The organism is Polynucleobacter sp. AM-26B4, assembly GCF_018882285.1.
Lineage (GTDB): Bacteria > Pseudomonadota > Gammaproteobacteria > Burkholderiales > Burkholderiaceae > Polynucleobacter.
The window spans coordinates 772,651-791,263 of sequence record NZ_JACVOT010000001.1; the positions used below are offsets into that span (position 1 = coordinate 772,651).

Annotated in this window: 14 protein-coding genes; 3 read left to right on the forward strand and 11 right to left on the reverse strand. The window is 44.1% G+C overall.

Annotated elements, in window-relative coordinates:
* Nucleotides 1-28 precede the first annotated feature (28 nt).
* From ICE88_RS03845 to ICE88_RS03875, 7 genes are all read right to left on the reverse strand, one after another.
* Nucleotides 29-4,777 carry a glutamate synthase-related protein gene (locus ICE88_RS03845; protein WP_370624426.1) on the reverse strand — a complete coding sequence of 1,583 codons (4,749 nt, stop codon included), beginning with the start codon at nucleotides 4,775-4,777 and terminating at the stop codon, nucleotides 29-31.
* Nucleotides 4,778-5,012: 235 nt separating this feature from the next.
* On the reverse strand, nucleotides 5,013-5,699 hold the full coding sequence (locus ICE88_RS03850) for a transposase (protein WP_216249648.1): 687 nt from the start codon (nucleotides 5,697-5,699) through the stop codon (nucleotides 5,013-5,015).
* Nucleotides 5,700-6,809, reverse strand: coding sequence for a deoxyguanosinetriphosphate triphosphohydrolase (locus ICE88_RS03855; RefSeq protein ID WP_216249651.1), 1,110 nt, complete (start codon nucleotides 6,807-6,809; stop codon nucleotides 5,700-5,702). It abuts the gene before it with no gap.
* A 23-nt stretch (nucleotides 6,810-6,832) separates the two neighbouring features.
* Nucleotides 6,833-7,915: a 3-dehydroquinate synthase gene (aroB, locus tag ICE88_RS03860; RefSeq protein ID WP_216249655.1), complete on the reverse strand. Its 1,083-nt coding sequence runs from the start codon at nucleotides 7,913-7,915 to the stop codon at nucleotides 6,833-6,835.
* A complete protein-coding gene (locus ICE88_RS03865) occupies nucleotides 7,912-8,436 on the reverse strand; it encodes a shikimate kinase (protein WP_216249657.1) in 525 nt (174 codons plus the stop codon). Before ICE88_RS03865 ends, aroB begins: the two co-directional genes overlap by 4 nt.
* A gap of 10 nt (nucleotides 8,437-8,446) precedes the next feature.
* Nucleotides 8,447-9,523 carry a type II and III secretion system protein gene (locus tag ICE88_RS03870; protein WP_216249660.1) on the reverse strand — a complete coding sequence of 359 codons (1,077 nt, stop codon included), beginning with the start codon at nucleotides 9,521-9,523 and terminating at the stop codon, nucleotides 8,447-8,449.
* Between the two features lie 5 nt (nucleotides 9,524-9,528).
* Nucleotides 9,529-9,885, reverse strand: coding sequence for a hypothetical protein (locus ICE88_RS03875; RefSeq protein ID WP_216249664.1), 357 nt, complete (start codon nucleotides 9,883-9,885; stop codon nucleotides 9,529-9,531).
* Between the two features lie 334 nt (nucleotides 9,886-10,219).
* On the opposite strand from ICE88_RS03875, the gene ICE88_RS03880 reads away from it, so the two are divergent.
* Nucleotides 10,220-12,529, forward strand: coding sequence for a penicillin-binding protein 1A (locus ICE88_RS03880; RefSeq protein ID WP_216249667.1), 2,310 nt, complete (start codon nucleotides 10,220-10,222; stop codon nucleotides 12,527-12,529).
* A 25-nt stretch (nucleotides 12,530-12,554) separates the two neighbouring features.
* Here ICE88_RS03880 and cyaY read toward each other — a convergent pair whose 3' ends face one another.
* Nucleotides 12,555-12,941 carry an iron donor protein CyaY gene (gene cyaY / locus ICE88_RS03885; protein WP_255535205.1) on the reverse strand — a complete coding sequence of 129 codons (387 nt, stop codon included), beginning with the start codon at nucleotides 12,939-12,941 and terminating at the stop codon, nucleotides 12,555-12,557.
* Nucleotides 12,942-12,975: 34 nt separating this feature from the next.
* On the opposite strand from cyaY, the gene ICE88_RS08500 reads away from it, so the two are divergent.
* Entirely contained in the window at nucleotides 12,976-13,143 is a 168-nt protein-coding gene (locus tag ICE88_RS08500; RefSeq protein ID WP_223146539.1) for a lipoprotein, read from the forward strand.
* A complete protein-coding gene (gene lysA / locus ICE88_RS03890; protein WP_216249670.1) occupies nucleotides 13,140-14,426 on the forward strand; it encodes a diaminopimelate decarboxylase in 1,287 nt (428 codons plus the stop codon). Before ICE88_RS08500 ends, lysA begins: the two co-directional genes overlap by 4 nt.
* A gap of 55 nt (nucleotides 14,427-14,481) precedes the next feature.
* Here lysA and ccsB read toward each other — a convergent pair whose 3' ends face one another.
* The 3 genes from ccsB to ICE88_RS03905 all read right to left on the reverse strand — a co-directional run bounded on the left by ccsB (nucleotide 14,482) and on the right by ICE88_RS03905 (nucleotide 18,583).
* Nucleotides 14,482-15,672, reverse strand: coding sequence for a c-type cytochrome biogenesis protein CcsB (ccsB, locus tag ICE88_RS03895; protein WP_216249673.1), 1,191 nt, complete (start codon nucleotides 15,670-15,672; stop codon nucleotides 14,482-14,484).
* Entirely contained in the window at nucleotides 15,672-17,825 is a 2,154-nt protein-coding gene (locus tag ICE88_RS03900; RefSeq protein ID WP_216249676.1) for a cytochrome c biogenesis protein ResB, read from the reverse strand. Before ICE88_RS03900 ends, ccsB begins: the two co-directional genes overlap by 1 nt.
* Nucleotides 17,826-17,902: 77 nt before the next feature.
* Nucleotides 17,903-18,583, reverse strand: a complete 681-nt coding sequence (locus tag ICE88_RS03905) for a cytochrome c (RefSeq protein ID WP_216249678.1) — start codon at nucleotides 18,581-18,583, stop codon at nucleotides 17,903-17,905.
* Nucleotides 18,584-18,613 lie beyond the last annotated feature (30 nt).

Below are 18,613 nucleotides of genomic sequence, written 5' to 3' on the forward strand. Positions count from 1 at the left end.
TTTATTCCTTTATCTCTTGATTCATCACTTAAACAGAAGCGGTTTGTTTGTTGCCTTGAGATTTCTCCCAAAGCTCACCCAAAGCGCGCTTATATTCAGTCGGGAATACTTTTAAGAAACGCGCACGTGACTTGTCCCAATCAGCCAAAATTGCTTTTGCACGTTCTGAACCTGTGTGTTTGAAATGGCGCTCAATCAAATTCTTCAAAATGACTTCATCCGTTAAACGCTCGCCACCTTCTTTCACATTCACTGGAGCGTGCCATTCTGGCTTAGGCATCTTGGCTTCTTGCTCTGCTGAACTGAGAACTGGCTCAAGAGTTGCCATGCTGGTGTTGCAGCGTTTAGCAAACAAACCATCTTCATCGTAAACATAAGCAATACCGCCGCTCATACCTGCAGCAAAGTTACGGCCTGTTAAACCAAGAGCCACAACCGTACCGCCGGTCATGTATTCACAACCGTGATCGCCTGTGCCCTCAACAACCGCAATCGCACCTGAGTTTCGAACTGCAAAACGCTCACCAGCAACACCGTTGAAGAAAGCTTCACCAGCGATTGCTCCGTAAAGCACTGTGTTACCAACAATGATGTTTTGCGATGTATCACCACGGAATTCATGTGGCGCACGAACAATCACTCGACCACCTGACAAACCTTTGCCCACGTAGTCATTGCCGTCACCAACCAAATCCATCGTCACGCCATGCGCCAAGAAGGCTGCAAAACTTTGACCAGCGGTGCCATTCAATTGAATATGAATCGTGTCATCAGGCAAACCTTCGTGACCATAACGTTTCGCCACCTCACCAGACAACATCGCACCAGCTGTACGGTTCACGTTCTTGATTGGTTGAATGAATGAAACTCGCTCGCCTTTTTCTAAAGCAGCTTTTGATTTTTCAATCAAAGCATGATCCAAGGCTGTACTTAAACCATGGTCTTGAGTTTCAACTTGGAACTTAGGCACGCTTGCCGGAACATTTGGAGCTTGGAAGATCTTCGTGAAATCCAAACCACGGGCTTTCCAGTGATCAATGCTCTTCTTCGTATCCAAGAGCTCTGTATGACCGATTAAGTCGTCAAATTTGCGGATACCTAATTGCGCCATGATTTCGCGAGCTTCTTCAGCGATGAAGAAGAAGAAATTCACAACGTGTTCTGGCTTACCTGAAAACTTCTTACGCAATTCAGGGTCTTGTGTTGCCACGCCCACTGGACAAGTATTCAAATGACACTTGCGCATCATGATGCAACCTTCAACCACCAATGGTGCAGTAGCAAAACCAAATTCATCAGCGCCCAATAGAGCACCAATCACCACGTCACGACCGGTCTTCATTTGTCCGTCTGCTTGAACACGAATACGACTGCGCAAACCATTCAATACCAATGTTTGCTGTGTTTCAGCAAGACCCAATTCCCATGGGCTACCAGCATGCTTGATCGATGACAACGGTGATGCGCCTGTACCGCCATCATGGCCAGCGATCACAACGTGATCTGCTTTTGCCTTGGCAACACCAGCAGCAACCGTACCAACACCCACCTCAGAAACCAACTTCACTGAAATGTCAGCTTTACTGTTAACGTTTTTCAAATCATGGATCAATTGAGCCAAATCTTCAATTGAGTAAATGTCATGGTGCGGAGGAGGAGAAATCAAACCAACACCCGGTACTGAATAACGCAATTTACCGATGTAATCTGATACCTTGCTTCCAGGAAGCTGACCGCCTTCACCAGGCTTAGCACCCTGAGCCATCTTGATCTGAATTTGATCAGCAGAAGTTAAATACTCAGCAGTCACACCAAAACGACCTGAAGCAACTTGCTTGATCTTAGAACGCAATGAATCGCCTTCGCTCAATGGGATGTTTGCTTCGATCACATCATCGCCAAGGATGCTGGCCAAAGTTTCACCATTCTTGATCGCAATACCTTTGAGCTCATTGCGATAACGCTTGTTATCTTCACCACCTTCACCAGTGTTTGACTTACCACCGATGCGGTTCATCGCGATTGCTAAAGTTGCGTGAGCTTCTGTAGAAATAGAACCTAAAGACATCGCACCTGTTGCGAAACGCTTCACGATTTCTTTTGCTGACTCAACTTCATCTAATGGAATTGCTTTATTAGGATCAATCTTGAACTCAAACAGACCACGCAAAGTCATATGACGCTTGGTTTGATCATTGATGATGTTGGCGTACTCTTTGTACGTTTGGTAGCCGCCTTTTTCTGGGCCCTGACGTGTTGAGTGCTGCAACTTAGCAATTGAGTCTGGTGTCCACATGTGATCTTCACCACGAACACGGAAAGCGTACTCACCACCAGCATCCAACATATTGGTCAATGTTGGATCATTACCAAATGCCAAGCTGTGCATCTTCAATGCTTCTTCAGCCACTTCGAAAATACCAATACCACCTACATTCGATGCGGTACCTTTGAAGTATTTATCGATCAACTCTTTATTCAAACCGATGGCTTCAAAAATCTGTGCGCCGGTGTAAGACATGTATGTTGAGATACCCATCTTAGACATCACTTTTTGCAAGCCCTTGCCCACAGCTTTAGTGAAGTTCTTAACAACTTTCTCAGCAGATAAATCACCTTTCAAACCTTTGGCCATATCAACCAAAGTTTCCATTGCCAAGTACGGATGAACTGCTTCAGCTCCGTAACCTGCTAATAATGCAAAGTGATGTGTCTCGCGCGCACTGCCTGTTTCAACTACCAAACCAGTGCTTGTGCGCAAGCCTTTATCAACCAAATGTTGATGAATGGCTGATGTTGCCAATAGTGCCGGAATAGCCACGTGATCAGCAGCCACTTGACGATCGCTGATGATCAAAATGTTGTAGCCAGAATGAACTGCATCTACTGCTTCAGCACATAGTGAAGCAAGGCGCGCTTCCACACCATCTTTGCCCCATGCTGATGGATAGCAAATATCCAACTCGTATGAGCGGAACTTGCCGCCTGTGTAGTGTTCAATGTGACGAACTTTAGCGATGTCATCAAAATCCAAAATTGGTTGTGACACTTCTAAGCGCATCGGTGGATTGATGTTGTTGGTATCCAACAAATTAGGCTTAGGTCCCACGAATGAAACCAAAGACATCACCATGTTTTCACGAATAGGATCGATTGGTGGGTTTGTTACCTGAGCGAATAACTGCTTAAAGTAGTTGTACAAAGGTTTGTTCTTATTTGATAGAACTGCTAATGGGCTGTCATTACCCATGGAACCAATCGCTTCCTCACCTGATGAAGCCATCGGTGCCATCAAGAACTTCAAATCTTCTTGCGTATAACCGAATGCTTGTTGACGATCTAACAAGCTAGCTGCAGGACGAATATTCTGTGCATCTTGTTTGACATCTTCCGACGTCACGTCGATTTCATCAAGCTTAATACGAACTGCTTCAATCCAGCTCTTGTATGGTTTGGCTTTTGCTAATGCATCTTTCAACTCAATGTCATCAATGATGCGACCTTGCTCCATGTCAATCAAGAACATCTTGCCTGGTTGCAAGCGCCACTTCTTAACAATTTTATTTTCTGGGAAGGTCAATACACCTGCCTCTGAAGCCATGATGACCAAGTCATCATCAGTCACGTAATAACGTGCTGGACGCAGACCATTTCGATCTAAAGTTGCGCCAATTTGACGACCATCCGTGAAAGCAATCGCTGCTGGACCATCCCATGGCTCCATCATCGCTGCGTGGTATTCATAGAATGCACGACGGTTGTCATCCATCAATGTATGTTGTTCCCATGCCTCAGGAATCATCATCATCATGGCGTGTGCCATTGGGTATCCAGCCATCACCAACAACTCTAAACAGTTATCAAAACTGGCTGTGTCTGATTGACCCGGATAAATCAAAGGCCATAATTTTTGTAAATCATCACCAAGCACTGGTGAACTGATAGCACCCGTTCTTGCGTTGATCCAATTGACGTTGCCCTTAACTGTGTTGATTTCTCCGTTATGAGCAATCATGCGGTATGGGTGTGCTAACTCCCATGCTGGGAATGTGTTGGTTGAGAAGCGTTGATGCACTAGAGCCAGCGCTGACACCACTCTTGAATCTTTTAAATCCTCGTAATAAGCACCTACTTGGTTTGCCAAAAGAAGACCTTTGTAAACCACTGTTCTGGCTGACATAGAAGTCACAAAGTACTCTTTGCCATGCTGAAGTTGTAATGCTTGAATTGCGTGGCTGCCTGTTTTTCTGATGACATACAACTTGCGTTCTAAAGCGTCGGTTGTCATGATGTCGCGGCCGCGACCAATGAAAATTTGGCGAATCACTGGTTCTGTTTTTCTAACAGTCGGTGACATTGGCATAGTTGCATCAACTGGCACATCTCTCCAACCGAGAACCACTTGTCCTTCAATGCGTACCGTTCTTTCTAATTCTTGCTCACAGGCTAAGCGTGAAGCACTTTCTTTTGGCATGAACACCATACCAACACCGTACTCACCTGCTGGCGGCAAATTCACGCCTTGCTTGGCCATTTCTTCTCTATAGAACTGGTCTGGAATTTGGATCAAGATACCGGCGCCGTCACCCATCAAAGGATCTGCACCCACCGCACCGCGGTGATCGATGTTCTCAAGAATCTTTAAACCTTGAGAAACGATGTCATGGCTCTTATGGCCCTTGATGTGCGCAACGAAACCAACGCCACAAGCGTCGTGTTCATTGACGGGGTCATAAAGACCTTGCGCTTCAGGGCGCAATGAAGGAGTAGTAGTCACAGATATTTCCTTGATAAATAACAATGGATGTCTTTATTAAAGACTTTGTCCCCGACATAACGAGGTTTTTGACAACTATAGGGGATTACCCGTGGGCAAGCAATAAAAATAATTGGTGTCTGTCACTAATTATTTAATGGCTAAACAATTAAATCGATAAATTGGGGACATAGTCAATTAAAATGAGGAGATTCATGCACCAAATTATGGCAAAACTTGTTTCTTTTATGGCTTTTTAGGACTTTTTTGGTCTGCCAGCAAGTCGAGGCTGAAGGGGCCTGGATGTTTTGAGGGCCAATTGTTTTAAAAACACATCCCCTGCCATTGGCCAGCCATAGCTTAAGTGTTTACTTACTTTTTCCACCTCATTCGGGCTTAAGGGCTCTAAAACCGATCTTTGCCAGGCCATTTGACGCTCAAAAGGAGTATTAGCAATCGCCCAATAGGAAGGGTGATCAGCAATCCAAGGGATTGTTTCGGCTCCAGCATGATGTCGGTAACTGGACCAAGGCCATTCTTCAGGTTTTTGAACCAATCCAGTTCTCACTGGATTTTGTTCGATGTATTTTTGAACCAATAAAAAGTAAGCATCAGGGTCAATCAAGCAGGATTTGAATCTGCCCTCCCACACAGTGCCACTTGAAGCATGTGTTTGATTAAACAATTGTGCGTAACGGCGTCCAATCGATTGCATGACTTTAGAAGCGCTTAAGACAGTTTTTGGGGTGGCCAAAATATGCACGTGATTGGGCATCAATCCAAAAGCATGAATAGCAAGCTCATATTCTCGTGCCGCATCTTTGAGCCATTCAAGATAAGATTTTTTATCTTCATCAGAAATAAAAATATCTTTGGAGTTGTGCCCCCTGACCATGATATGAAGCGGATAACCAGGAAGAACCACTCTTTGAAGTCTGGCCATTTAAGCAGTCAACTTATGAAATTCTTTATTGGCAAAACGATCTGTCATGCCAGCAATGTAATGCGATATGCGTCGCGACAAATCATCTTCTGATCTAAACCCCTCAGGCAAGTCTTGTGGGGATTGTTGGTAGTGTGCAAATAACACTTTAACCATGTTGGCTGCTTCACTTGTGACAGATTGCACTTGTGGATGACGATACAAGTTTTTAAAAAGGAACTTTTTCATCGCACCGGCTTGTTCACGCATGCTTGCGGAGAAGCCAACCATGGGTGAACCATGACGCACATCGTCAATGGTGCTTGGCGAGAACTCCTCAAGTCGGCGCTGCGTTTCTTTAACCAAATCATCAACGAGCACATGAATGATGTGTCTAATCACTTCATAGACCAAACGACGCCCAGTCAAATCAGGAAATGAATGTTTCACCCGATTATGCTGCTCTTGCCACAAGGCAACCTCAGATAGTTGCTGAATGTTTAATAAACCCGAGCGAATACCATCGTCAATGTCATGATTGTTATAAGCGATTTCATCAGCAAAGTTAGCCAACTGAGCTTCTAAACTAGGTTGATGTCCCTTTAAAAATCTCTCTCCCAAAGGACCTAATTTTTCAGCATTTTTTCTGGAGCAATGTTTCAGAATGCCTTCACGAGTTTCAAAAGAAAGATTTAAGCCATCCCACCTTGCGTAGCGCTCTTCTAAAAAATCAACGACCCATAAACTTTGTAAATTGTGTTCAAAGCCTCCATATTCTTTCATGCATTCATTGAGTGCATCTTGGCCCGCATGACCAAAAGGCGTGTGACCCAAATCATGAGCCAAAGAAATAGCTTCTACCAAGTCTTCGTTGAGATTTAAGCGCCTGGCCACCGAACGACCAATCTGCGCAACTTCCAAACTGTGGGTCAAGCGATTTCTGAAGTGATCGCCTTCATGATTTAAAAAAACTTGTGTTTTATATTCAAGCCGACGAAAGGCGGTTGAATGAATGATTCTGTCTCGGTCTCGTTGAAATACATTTCGGCCAGATTGGGTTGGCTCCTCTGGCTCAGGATGCAAGCGCCCTAAAGATAATGCTGGGTTTGCTGCGTAACTAGCTAAGCTCATCACAACTCACTCAAGCAAGCTCATCAAGCTACCCCATTGGAGATCAGTGTTTGAATCACAAGGTCATCATCCACTGTTTGAATTTTTGCCTGACCCAAACCATTGAGCAAAATGTAACGGACTTCGCCACCTTCTGCTTTTTTATCAACGCTCATCAATTCCATGAAACGATCAACCCCTAATTTAGGTGGTTGAGTTGGCAAACGAAGTGCTTCGATGATTTTCTTTAAACGTGATGCCTCAGCTTCGGATAGTAAACCCACTCGAACTGATAAATCAGCGGCCATGACCATGCCACAACCAACCGCTTGGCCGTGAAGCCAAGCACCGTAACCCATGCCCGCTTCAATCGCATGACCAAAGGTATGGCCAAAATTCAAGATCGCACGAATGCCACCTTCTTTTTCATCTTGAGCTACCACTTCAGATTTGATTTCACATGAGCGGCGCACGGCGTACTCCATGGCAGCTGGATCACAGTTATTCAGTGCGTCTTGGTTTTTCTCAATCCAAGATAAAAATTCAGAGTCAGCAATAGCGCCATGCTTGATCACTTCAGCCAAACCCGCCGCCAATTCTTCAGGCGGCAAAGTCTTTAAAGTATCTAAATCAGCAATCACGGCTTGCGGCTGATGAAAAGCGCCCACCATGTTTTTACCCAAAGGATGGTTGATGCCTGTCTTGCCACCGACTGAAGAGTCCACTTGAGATAACAAGGTGGTTGGAACCTGAATGAATTTAATGCCGCGCATATAGCATGCAGCAGCAAAGCCTGTCATATCACCAATCACACCACCACCCAAGGCAACCAGGGTGGTTTTTCGGTCAGCTGAGTTTTCTAACAAGCCATCAAAAATCTTTTGTAACACTTCCCATGTTTTAAATACTTCACCATCAGGCAAAACAATCAGCTTCACTTTTTGACCAATGCCCTCTAGGGTTTTAACCACCTTATCGGCATACAAAGGAGCAACCGTTTCATTGGTGACCACCGCTGTGAAAGTACCCTTGATGTGTTTTTTATATAAGTCTGCTTGAGCAAGTAATTGAGATCCAATATGAATCGGATAACTGCGATCACCTAAATCTAATTGAAGAGTGTTCATGTTGATAATTCGAATTGCATCATTAGTGTGTTCACCAACTGAGTGACGCTGGGCTTACCAGTATCAATCACATGATGGGCGGTTTCTCTGTACAAGGGATCACGAATTGCGAAAAGCTTTTCAAGGGTGCCTCTAGGATCATCGTTATTCAACAATGGTCTACCTTTGTCATTACGAGTTCTTAACCAAAGCTCATGCGGTGTTGCACGCAAATATACAACCACGCCTCTTTGATGCAAATGTTGACGATTTTCAGGCAATAAAACAGCGCCGCCACCCGTAGCCAAAACCAAATTCTTTTCTTGGGTTAATTCATCAATGACCTGAGCCTCACGCTTGCGAAATCCTTCCTCACCCTCCATTTCAAAAATGGTTGGAATGCGAACGCCGCAGCGGGCCTCAATCTCATGATCCGAATCCACAAATCGTCTTCCTAATTTTTTAGCAAGGAGACGGCCAACGGTGGTTTTACCGGCGCCCATCACCCCAACTAAAAAGATATTTTCTGGAAAACTGTTCATACATGAGATTCTACTGAGGCTTTTGACCAGAAACCAAGGTTGGCGTTAAAAAAATTAATAATTCTGTTTTGTCCTTGAACTTCGACTCTTGCCGGAAAAGAAAGCCAATCAATGGAATTGAGCCCAAGAATGGCACCTTGGCATCATCTTTTCTTTCTGTTTCTTGAAAAATGCCTCCCAAAATCACCGTTCCACCGCTTTCAACCAAAACCTGTGTTTTGACATGCTTGGTATCAATAGCAAAGCCTTGTTCTGTTTTTACTCCGACACTGTCTTTATTGATGTCCACATCTAAAACAATCATCTGATTTTTCTGAATCCGCGGTTTAACCTCCAAACGAAGGTTGGCTTTCCTGAACTGGACTTTTGTGGCACCCTGACCAGCGGATGACTGATAAGGTAATTCAGTGCCCTGCTCAATCAAGGCCTGAGTATTCTCAGCGGCCAACACCCTTGGATTCGACACAATATTCCCTAAGCCATTCGACTCTAAGGCTGAAAGTTCCATATTCAAAGCTTGGGTTGCTTGCTTGCCCAATAGAGTGATGGCCGCAGTTCCCGGTTCAAACCCATTCAGACCAGAAGCGCCGAGATGATGGCCTGTTTTTAAATTGGGCTGCTGTTGATAAGCCAATTTTGCCCCCAAGTTTTGCGCAAACCTTCTCTCCGCCTCAACAATCCTTGCCTCAATCATGATTTGACGCAACTCTCCCATCTGCCCCATTTGATGCTGCTGCTCACGGTCTTTTTGTCTTTGATGAAACAAGGCGAGCTCTTCATAGGGTGCCACCCATAAAACATCTTTATCAAAACGTGAACCAAGAGATTTACTAGCCAAAACCGAGTCAAAGGTTGTTTGCCATGATGCATTTCTCATATTGATGCTGGTTTTGCCAGACACCTTATCGCTCATCATCAAATTCAATCCCCGCATATCTGCCAACATTTGCAAGAGTTGTCGAAGATCTATCGATGAAAATTTAAGGGTGATCGCTTTGCCTGAAAAACTTTCTTGGGCAGACGTACTAGAAGCACGAACAATCAACGTCATCAAAGACCACTTCAGCCATAACCTTCTTTTATTCATCCTCATTACTCCAAAAGAATGGTCACTTGCTGACCCTTGATTGATTCCAAGACCATCTGAGACTGATCAAATGATTTGATCCGCCAACGACCATCAATCATTTGCCCTTTACGAAAGAAGCCCGTGACTTCATCAATTTCTACATAGGCCTTGAATGAATGCCCTGCATGCATAAGGCCTAAATATCTGATGTTTAAGTCACTGCTGATCAGTTCTGGCTCAGGCTCGCTTTCTCGCTGAGATAATTCCTGGTGCCTGGTTTTCTCTGGAGGATTTCCAAGCACCTTTACCAAATTTTCTAGTTTTAAGACTTTGCTACGCCCCTCATCGATGTGCTGATGAAGGTCATGTAATTGGCTCATCATAAAAATTAGTGACGCAAGGATCCCAATGAGATTGAAAAAGCTCAGTAGAAAAAGTCCATGTTTTGAGCAAAAAAGTTGAACTTGCTCGCCGGTCAATTTTTTAATGAGCTCTTGATGAAAAACTGGTGTTTTTATCTCTTGCTCAGTAAAAGCCCGGTCATAAGAGTCTGAAGTGAAGTTGCGTTTGATCATTCAAGGATTATCTAGACGGGCTCCGCCTTCAGAAATCAGCAAAATGCTGATTTCTTGTCAGAAAATTCTGAAATTTTTGTCAGGGTTTCCCTGAATTTTTTTCATACCCCTCTTTTCAAGCTATCTCTATAATCAAGACATGAGTGAATCTCGCAAGCCCGTCAGACCACCCTCACGCTTAGGCGGGGGTGCACAATCTAGAAAACCACGACGCAATTGGCAGCAATATTTAATTCGTTGGGGTATTTTCTTGGGAAGCGCTGGCCTGATCTTATTGGGCCTGGTGATTGTTTATGCACTGGTTGTTGCCAAACCGAATCTTCCTGATCTAGACACCATCACAGACTACAACCCTAAAGTTCCTCTGCGCATATACACCGCTGACAATGCATTGATTGGTGAGTTTGGCGAAGAACGCAGAAACATCATTGCTATCGAAGAAATTCCGAGTTACCTTAAGAATGCCGTTGTTGCAATTGAAGATGAGCGTTTTTATGAGCATGGCGGCGTTGATTACTGGGGAGTTTTAAGAGCCACCCTTGCTAATTTACGAGGTAGACTTGCGCAAGGTGCATCAACCATCACCATGCAAGTCGCCAGGAATTTTTTCTTAACAAATGAAAAATCATTTGCCAGAAAAATTTATGAAGTCTTATTAGCTTGGAAAATCGAATCCAATCTATCGAAAGAACAAATTCTTGAGTTGTACATGAACCAAATTTATTTGGGACAGCGAGCTTACGGATTTAGCAGTGCTGCTCAAATTTATTTTGGCAAAGATATTCAGCGCATCTCCATTGCTGAAGCAGCAATGCTAGCTGGCTTACCTAAAGCGCCATCTGCTTATAACCCAGTAGTGAATTATCGTCGCGCAAAAATTCGTCAAGAATATATCTTGCAAAGAATGCGTGATTTAAAAATGATCACGCCAAGCCAGTATCAATCCGCCATGGCTGAAACTCTGCATGTTCGTGGAGTTGGTCGAGAGTTCACAACCAAGGCTGACTTCGCCACAGAAATGGTTCGTCAGATGCTGATCAGTGAATATGGTGATGGCATTTACACACAAGGCATGACTGTGATCACCACCATCAGAAAGGCTGAACAAGATGCGGCCTATTCTGCTGTTCGAAAAGGCATCATGGATTATGAGCTTCGCCATAAATACAGGGGGCCAGAAGGTTACATCAAACTTCCTGATGATTTAACTGCACGACAAAGAGCGATTGACAACATCTTAAGTGACCACCCAAGCAGTGATGATTTACTGGCGGGCGTAGTCATAGCAGTTAATCCAAAAGAAATTCAAGCAGTGATTGCAACAGGTGACACTGTCACAATCAAAGGTGATGACCTCAAGCTTGGTGCAGTTGCATTGTCAGATAAAGCCCAGCCAAAACAACAAATCAAACCTGGCGCCATTATTCGAGTATTACCATCAGATGGTCGCTGGATTCTGGCGCAAATGCCTCAGGTTGAAGCCGCTTTTATCGGCTTAGATGCGAACAATGGTGGTATTCGTGCTTTGGTTGGTGGTTTTGATTTCAATAGAAATAAATACAACCGGGTTTCTCAAGCACAGCGTCAGCCTGGTTCATCATTCAAACCATTCATCTATGCTGCCGCTCTTGAAAAAGGCATCATGCCAAATACGTTGGTGAATGATGCGCCTCTGTCCATCAGCAGCTTAGAAACAGGCAGCCAAATGTGGAGTCCTAAAAACTACGATGGTAAGTTTGAAGGTCAAATGAAACTCCGTGCTGCGCTAGCGAAATCTAAAAATTTAGTATCTGTCAGGGTCATCAGAAAGATTGGTCCTCGTTACGCTCAAGACTTTATTCAACGCTTTGGCTTTGAAGCAGAAAAGCACCCGCCCTACTTAACCATGGCTTTGGGCGCTGGATCGGTAACACCACTCGAACTTGCCACTGGTTATGGTGTATTCGCTAACGGTGGCTATCGAGTTGAACCCTACTTGATCAGCAAAGTGATCGATGCCAAGGGCAATGTTTTGTTTGAGGCAACCCCTCAAAAAGCAGGCGACCCTAATCTTCGAGCATTGGATGCTCGCACTGCTTTCGTGATGGATAGCCTACTTCAAGAAGTCACGAAAACTGGAACGGCTGCATCAGCAAGACCTGCTTTAGGCAGATCTGATATTGCCGGAAAAACAGGTACAACCAATGAATCCATGGATGCGTGGTTTGCTGGTTATCAATCGGATGTCGTAGCAGTCGCATGGATGGGCTTTGATAAGCCCAAGAGCTTAGGCGATCGTGAGACTGGTGGCGGCCTAGCATTACCTATGTGGATCAGGTACATGAAGACTGCACTGAACGGTGTTCCAGAATCTCCACGACCAGTGCCTGCAGGCGTCGCTCAGCAAGATGGTGACTGGACTATTCCTGCATTTGTCCCATTCTTTGGCAGAACAACTACCTTAGATTAAGCATCGCCTTAGATTCATTGCGGCTTTAAATGAATTTAACTACTAAGGTAGTTTTAGCTTGTTGACTAGCTAGACGGCTTAATTCACTGAATAGCTCCGCGCCTGTTTTTGTGTCTAACCAAAGAGGTTCTTGAAGAGTACCAGCCCACTTATAGTGAAAGCCGCCTTCTTTGGCTGCTACCCAAATCTCCTGTAATGGCGATTGTGTATTCACAACAATCACACTTTTATCTTCAAATTGAATGTTCACAACATTGCCACCTTGACGGGAGATATCAAGGTCTAAATCAGTTTCCTGAAAAGCTTCTTCCAAAGAAATCTCGATGGCTTTCAATGTTTTTTCAGCAATTGCGTAAAAACCAGCGTCTGATAATGTTTCTATGTTTTTGTTCATCATTTTTATATTGGCCATGCTATAGTCAGAGATCATTTATATACTTAATCATATGCGTTTTATTGTATCTAGGACTTGGCTTCTTTGTGTAGCAATATCCCTCTTAGGATGCGGGATACGTGGCCCCCTCACGCTACCAACCATACCGCCAGCCCCGACTCATCCTGAAAAAGCAGAACCCACTGGCAAACAGTGGCCACCTGCGAAAGATTCCAAATGAATTCAGTTCCAAGCCTGAATGGCTTCTCAATCGTCCAGCAAGAATGGTTTGCTGAAAATGTCCCCCTCTCCCAAATTGCCAAAGAATTTGGGACACCCACTTATGTTTACAGCAGAAAAGCTCTGACAGATGCTTTTAATGCCTACGAAAAGGCATGTTTTAAACCAAATGGCGAGCGTCGAGCACAAGTTCACTATGCCATGAAAGCAAATAGCAATTTGGCTATTTTGAATGTTTTTGCACGCTTAGGGGCTGGCTTTGACATTGTCAGTGCTGGAGAGTTGGCACGAGTTTTAGCAGCTGGCGGCGAAGCCAAAAAAATTGTTTTTTCTGGGGTAGGCAAAAGCCGCTCTGAAATGATTGCTGCACTCAAAGCTGGGGTTAAATGTTTCAACCTTGAATCAATCCCGGAGCTTTCAAGATTAAATGAAGTAGCTGCAAGCTTAGGTGTTACTGCGCCGATTTCCTTACGCGTCAACCCGGATGTTGACCCTAAAACACACCCTTATATTTCAACTGGCTTGAAAGGCAATAAATTTGGCATTGCCTACGACGAAGTGATCAACACTTATCGTGAAGCTGCATCGATGAGTAATTGCAAGATTGTTGGCATTGATTGTCATATTGGCTCACAGATCACTGAAATCAGCCCCTATTTAGATGCCTTGGATCGAGTGCTGGAGTTGATTAAATCACTTGGTGATAACGGTATCAACATTCATCACTTGGATATCGGCGGTGGCTTGGGTATCAACTACGCCAATGACACTCCACCAGCCATCACTGACTTTGCCAACACCTTGCTCAATCACATTGAAGCCAAAGGTTATGGCCACCTTGAAGTGCTATTTGAACCCGGTAGATCTTTGGTTGGCAATGCAGGTCTTTTATTAACGACAGTTGAATACATCAAGCCTGGTGAAACTAAGAATTTTTGTATTGTTGATGCAGCCATGAATGATTTAATGCGCCCAGCAATGTATGAGGCTTATCACTCAATTGTTCCGGTGAAGCAATCAAATATGCCGAACATGACCTGCGATGTCGTGGGACCGATTTGTGAGTCAGGTGATTGGCTTGGAAGAGATCGCGAGCTCAACGTTCAAGCTGGTGATCAGCTGGCTATTTTGTCCGCGGGTGCCTATGGATTCACCATGAGTTCAAACTACAACACCCGAGGTAGAGCAGCAGAAGTGATGGTGGATGGATCAACGATTCACTTGATTCGTGAGCGAGAATCAATTGAAAGTCTCTTTGCCAACGAAAGATTGTTGCCGAACTAAAAAATATGCCAAGTAGCCTTATTCAGGTCTCTACTTGGCATTCATGTGGCAGGATTTAAAGCGTACCGTAGCTGTGCAAACCTGACAAGAACATGTTCACACCGATGAAAGCAAAGGTCGTGACAAAAAGACCTACTACTGCCCACCAAGCTGCCACCACGCCTCTTAGACCCTTCATCAAGCGCATGTGTAACCAAGCAGCGTAGTTAAGCCAAACAATCAGCGCCCATGTTTCTTTTGGATCCCAACTCCAGTAACCACCCCAAGCTTCGGCCGCCCATAGTGCACCAAGAATGGTTGCAATCGTAAAGAATGCAAAACCAACAGCGATTGCCTTGTACATCACATCATCAAGTAGCTCTAGGCTTGGCAGACGATCAGCCAAGATATTTTTTGACTTTAGCAAATAAGCAACGCCCAACATCGCTGCAATTGCAAAGGTGCCATAACCAATAAAGTTTGCTGGCACGTGTATTTTCATCCACCAGCTTTGTAATGCTGGAACCAATGGTTGAATTTGGTGAGCATCACGCGTCACGCTGTACCAAAGAATAAATGCAACGGCTGCAGCAATGATCCATAAAACAAATGAACCTAGAACCAAAGATTGATACTTGGCTTCGTAATACAAGTGGAATAAAGCTGTCACCAAACAGAAGAGAATAAATACTTCATACAAATTAGAAATAGGAATGTGGCCGATATCAGCGCCCATTAAATAAGACTCATACCAACGCACCAACATGCCTGTTAAGCCAATATAAACCGCCGCCCAACAAAATTTAGATCCTGTTGATCCCATATTTTGTGAGCGAAAAAACAAATTCAAGGTATAGAAGAGTGTGCTGAAACAGAAAAACACACTCATCCATAAAATGGCAGACTGACTAGACAGCATGTACTTCAAAAAGAAAGCTTGATCTGCTCTAGCAAGCGCTCCACCTTCTGGTGTTTGGTAGAAGTAAATTGCCAAGAAAGTCAGTATCGTTGAACCGATCATCAAACTTCTGAGAGGCTTCCATGCCCAACCCAAAATAGCTAATGCAGGAACTGAACAAAACAAAATCGTTTGTTCATAGCTATCCATGAAATTATGAAAACGAATTTCAGCAAAGATTGCGCCGGCCAACAAAGCCAAAGCAAATAGGTAGTCCATCAGGCTTAGGCTTTTAAAAACATTTGCAAAACCTTGTTTTAGGTTTTGAAGCAAGCCACCTTGAACCGTACTAACGTATTTAGTTTCCATTATTGAAAATCTTTCCGATATTTTTCAAACTCTTTTTCAAAATCCAATGTCTTTCTTGAAGTCGACATGGCGAATAGTTGCTTGCCGTTAGCTAAACTTCTGACCCAGATTCTTCTCTCTGGCAAATAAAACATTGCAAAAATACCCAAGGTCAATAGTAAACAACCTAGATAAACCATGTTCTTGCCAGGGGATCTGGTCACCTGAAATACACTGGCCTTGACCTCTTCAAACGAATCCAATTGGAAGACCAGTGGTGCGGGATAAAAATTAACGTCTGACAAAGCGGATGTTGCAGCCTGAATAAATCGCTGACTTTCCATATCATTTTTAGCGGGAGGTAATTTCAGTTGAGCCCTGGCCTCTTGCCAAAGTTCCCAAATAACTCCATTCAATACTTTTAATACAACTTCTGCTGCTTTTTGTTGATCAGCTTCTGGAACAGCTTTATCAATGAACGAGCCTAAAGCAGCAAAACCACCTGGCTTGATGCCGGCTTCTTTTGCTTGATTAACAGCAAACGCAGTTGATCCAGAGAACAATTCAATCGATCTGGTGGCGCTCTCTTTTAATTGGTTCAGCATTTGTGGTGCACCACCAAAACCCTGTTGCTGACTGATGGTTGCGATAAAGCGCTGCACTGCTCGCTGACGTGCGCTTGGATCTTGCAAGAGAGTTCTCAAAGTTAACCACTCATTCAAACTCAAGTTTGCATCTGCTGGTATGCGTAAGTATTTAAATTCTTCAGCAGAACTCTGTCTCACACCCAACATGAACATCGGCATTTCATCGATGAAAAGTGGTTGCATGTAATTGCTGAATTCACGAGCCTGTCCAGCCGCATCTCTCAATTTATATTGAACAGATGGCCCGACATTTTTTAAATCAACTGGCTTGCTGGTTTTTGCAGCGGAACCTAAACGATCACTGAATACTTTTTTTAATCCCGCATCCGATTCGTTCGTGGCAACACCTCTGACATCAGTCTGACCTGACGCATTCGATATGTTTTCAACGTTGGTTGGTCGAAATCCGCTGAACTCGAGCGTGTAGCTTGTGCCATCACTGGACTTTAACTTGGTACTTTGACCAACATTTCCATTAACGATGAAGCTTGTTTGAACAGAGTTAGCGGCGCCCTGCATGGGGTATGCGCGCAATTTTAATTTAGAACCGCCATCTTCAAAGCTTGATTGGTAAATAGCCACGCCTCGATGAATCATCGGCTCATTTACTTTGATTTTTGCTTCTGTTTCTTTGCCAGTATCTAGATCCTTGATGAGCACTTCACTCATGAATAACTTTGGCATTCCAGTGCTGTAATACTCAACGTGGAATTTTTTCAGCGCAATTGAAAATGGTAACTCTTGAATGATGCTGCCGCTTGTTGAGCTAAGCAATGCTGTGGCACTTGTGCCACCCTCAGGAACAAAAATATTCGCACGATAACTTGGGTTTGCTTCGCTGAGCTTATGTTCACTAGGAATGTCCGATATCAACATTCCCTGCGTGCTCTCAGGAAGAATACTTTTTCCTCCAAACCAAATTTGTCCGCGCGTGAACAAATCACCATCAAGCAAGCCACCCAAACAAATTAAAACAATCGCGCTGTGCGCGAAGATATAACCCCATTTACTGGCAGCACCTTTTTTGGCAAGCACTCTAGAACTGTCCTCAGAAACCAAAGTCTTAACTGAGTAGCCTTCTTTTGCTAACTGATCAGCGATTTTTGCCGCGGCTGCTTGTGTGGATAAATTACCAGTTGAAAACTCAAAATGATGATGAAGCGCTCTTAATCCACCTTCTTGAACATGCTCTTTCCAGGCACGAACCTCGGTCAACATCTTTGGAGCATTGCGTACCACGCAGAATGACACTGAAACAACTAGAAATGCCAAGATCAGCAAGAACCACCAGGCCGTATAAACCGCAAACAATCCTAGGCCATTGAAAATCTCTGCCCAAAATGGTCCGAATTGATTCACATAGTTAGCGTAAGGCTCACCTTGCTTTATGACAGTTCCGATGATGCTTGCAATTGAAATGATTGTTAGCAATGCAATCGCAAAACGCATTGACGATAGCAACTCGATACTGGCCCGATTAAACCTTTTCAAACGACTATCAGATGTTGCAAGAACCGTGTTCGCCATAACCTTCTTTTAAAAAATAAAAAGCCCACAAACAATGTTCGTGGGCCCTTCTTAATGAGAGCTACTTAATGAATAAATTAACGCAAGCCGGCGATGTAATCTGACACAGCTTTAATTTCTGCATCTGACATTCTAGAGGCAATTCCAGTCATCTGCACGCTGTTCTTACGATCACCTTGACGGTATGCAACTAACTGCGCTTCGGTGTATTCAGCCCACTGACCTGATAGACGTGGATACTGTGATGGAATACCTGCGCCATTAGGTGCATGACAAGCTGCGCATGCCGGCACTTGCTTAGAAGCAATACCGCCACGATAAATCTTTTGACCTAATTCAATGCTGGCTTTATTTTTAGCTGTACCCAAACCTGGTGTTTGCTTTTCTAAATAAGCAGCAACGTTGATCATGTCTTCTTCTGTCATCATTCCGGCGAAAGCACCCATGATTGCATTAGGACGATCTTTGCCAGCTTTGTAATCTTTTAATTGTTTCACTGTGTAAGCGGCATGTTGACCTGCCAACTTAGGATAGGTACCACCACCACTCACTCCATTAGGACCATGGCAACCCATACACGCTGCAAGACCACGCTTTGCGTCGCCTGCGTTGTACAAAGCCTCACCCTTAGCAAGATCGGGCTTTGCTGGACCAGCTGGCGCTGGAGCAGTAGGATCAGCTGCAAATGAAGGATTTACCAAAGATAAACCCAAGGCAATCACTAAAGTTTTTAATGTGACGGAAAATGTTTGACGCATTGTGCTCTCACCTGTATGTATATGATGCGA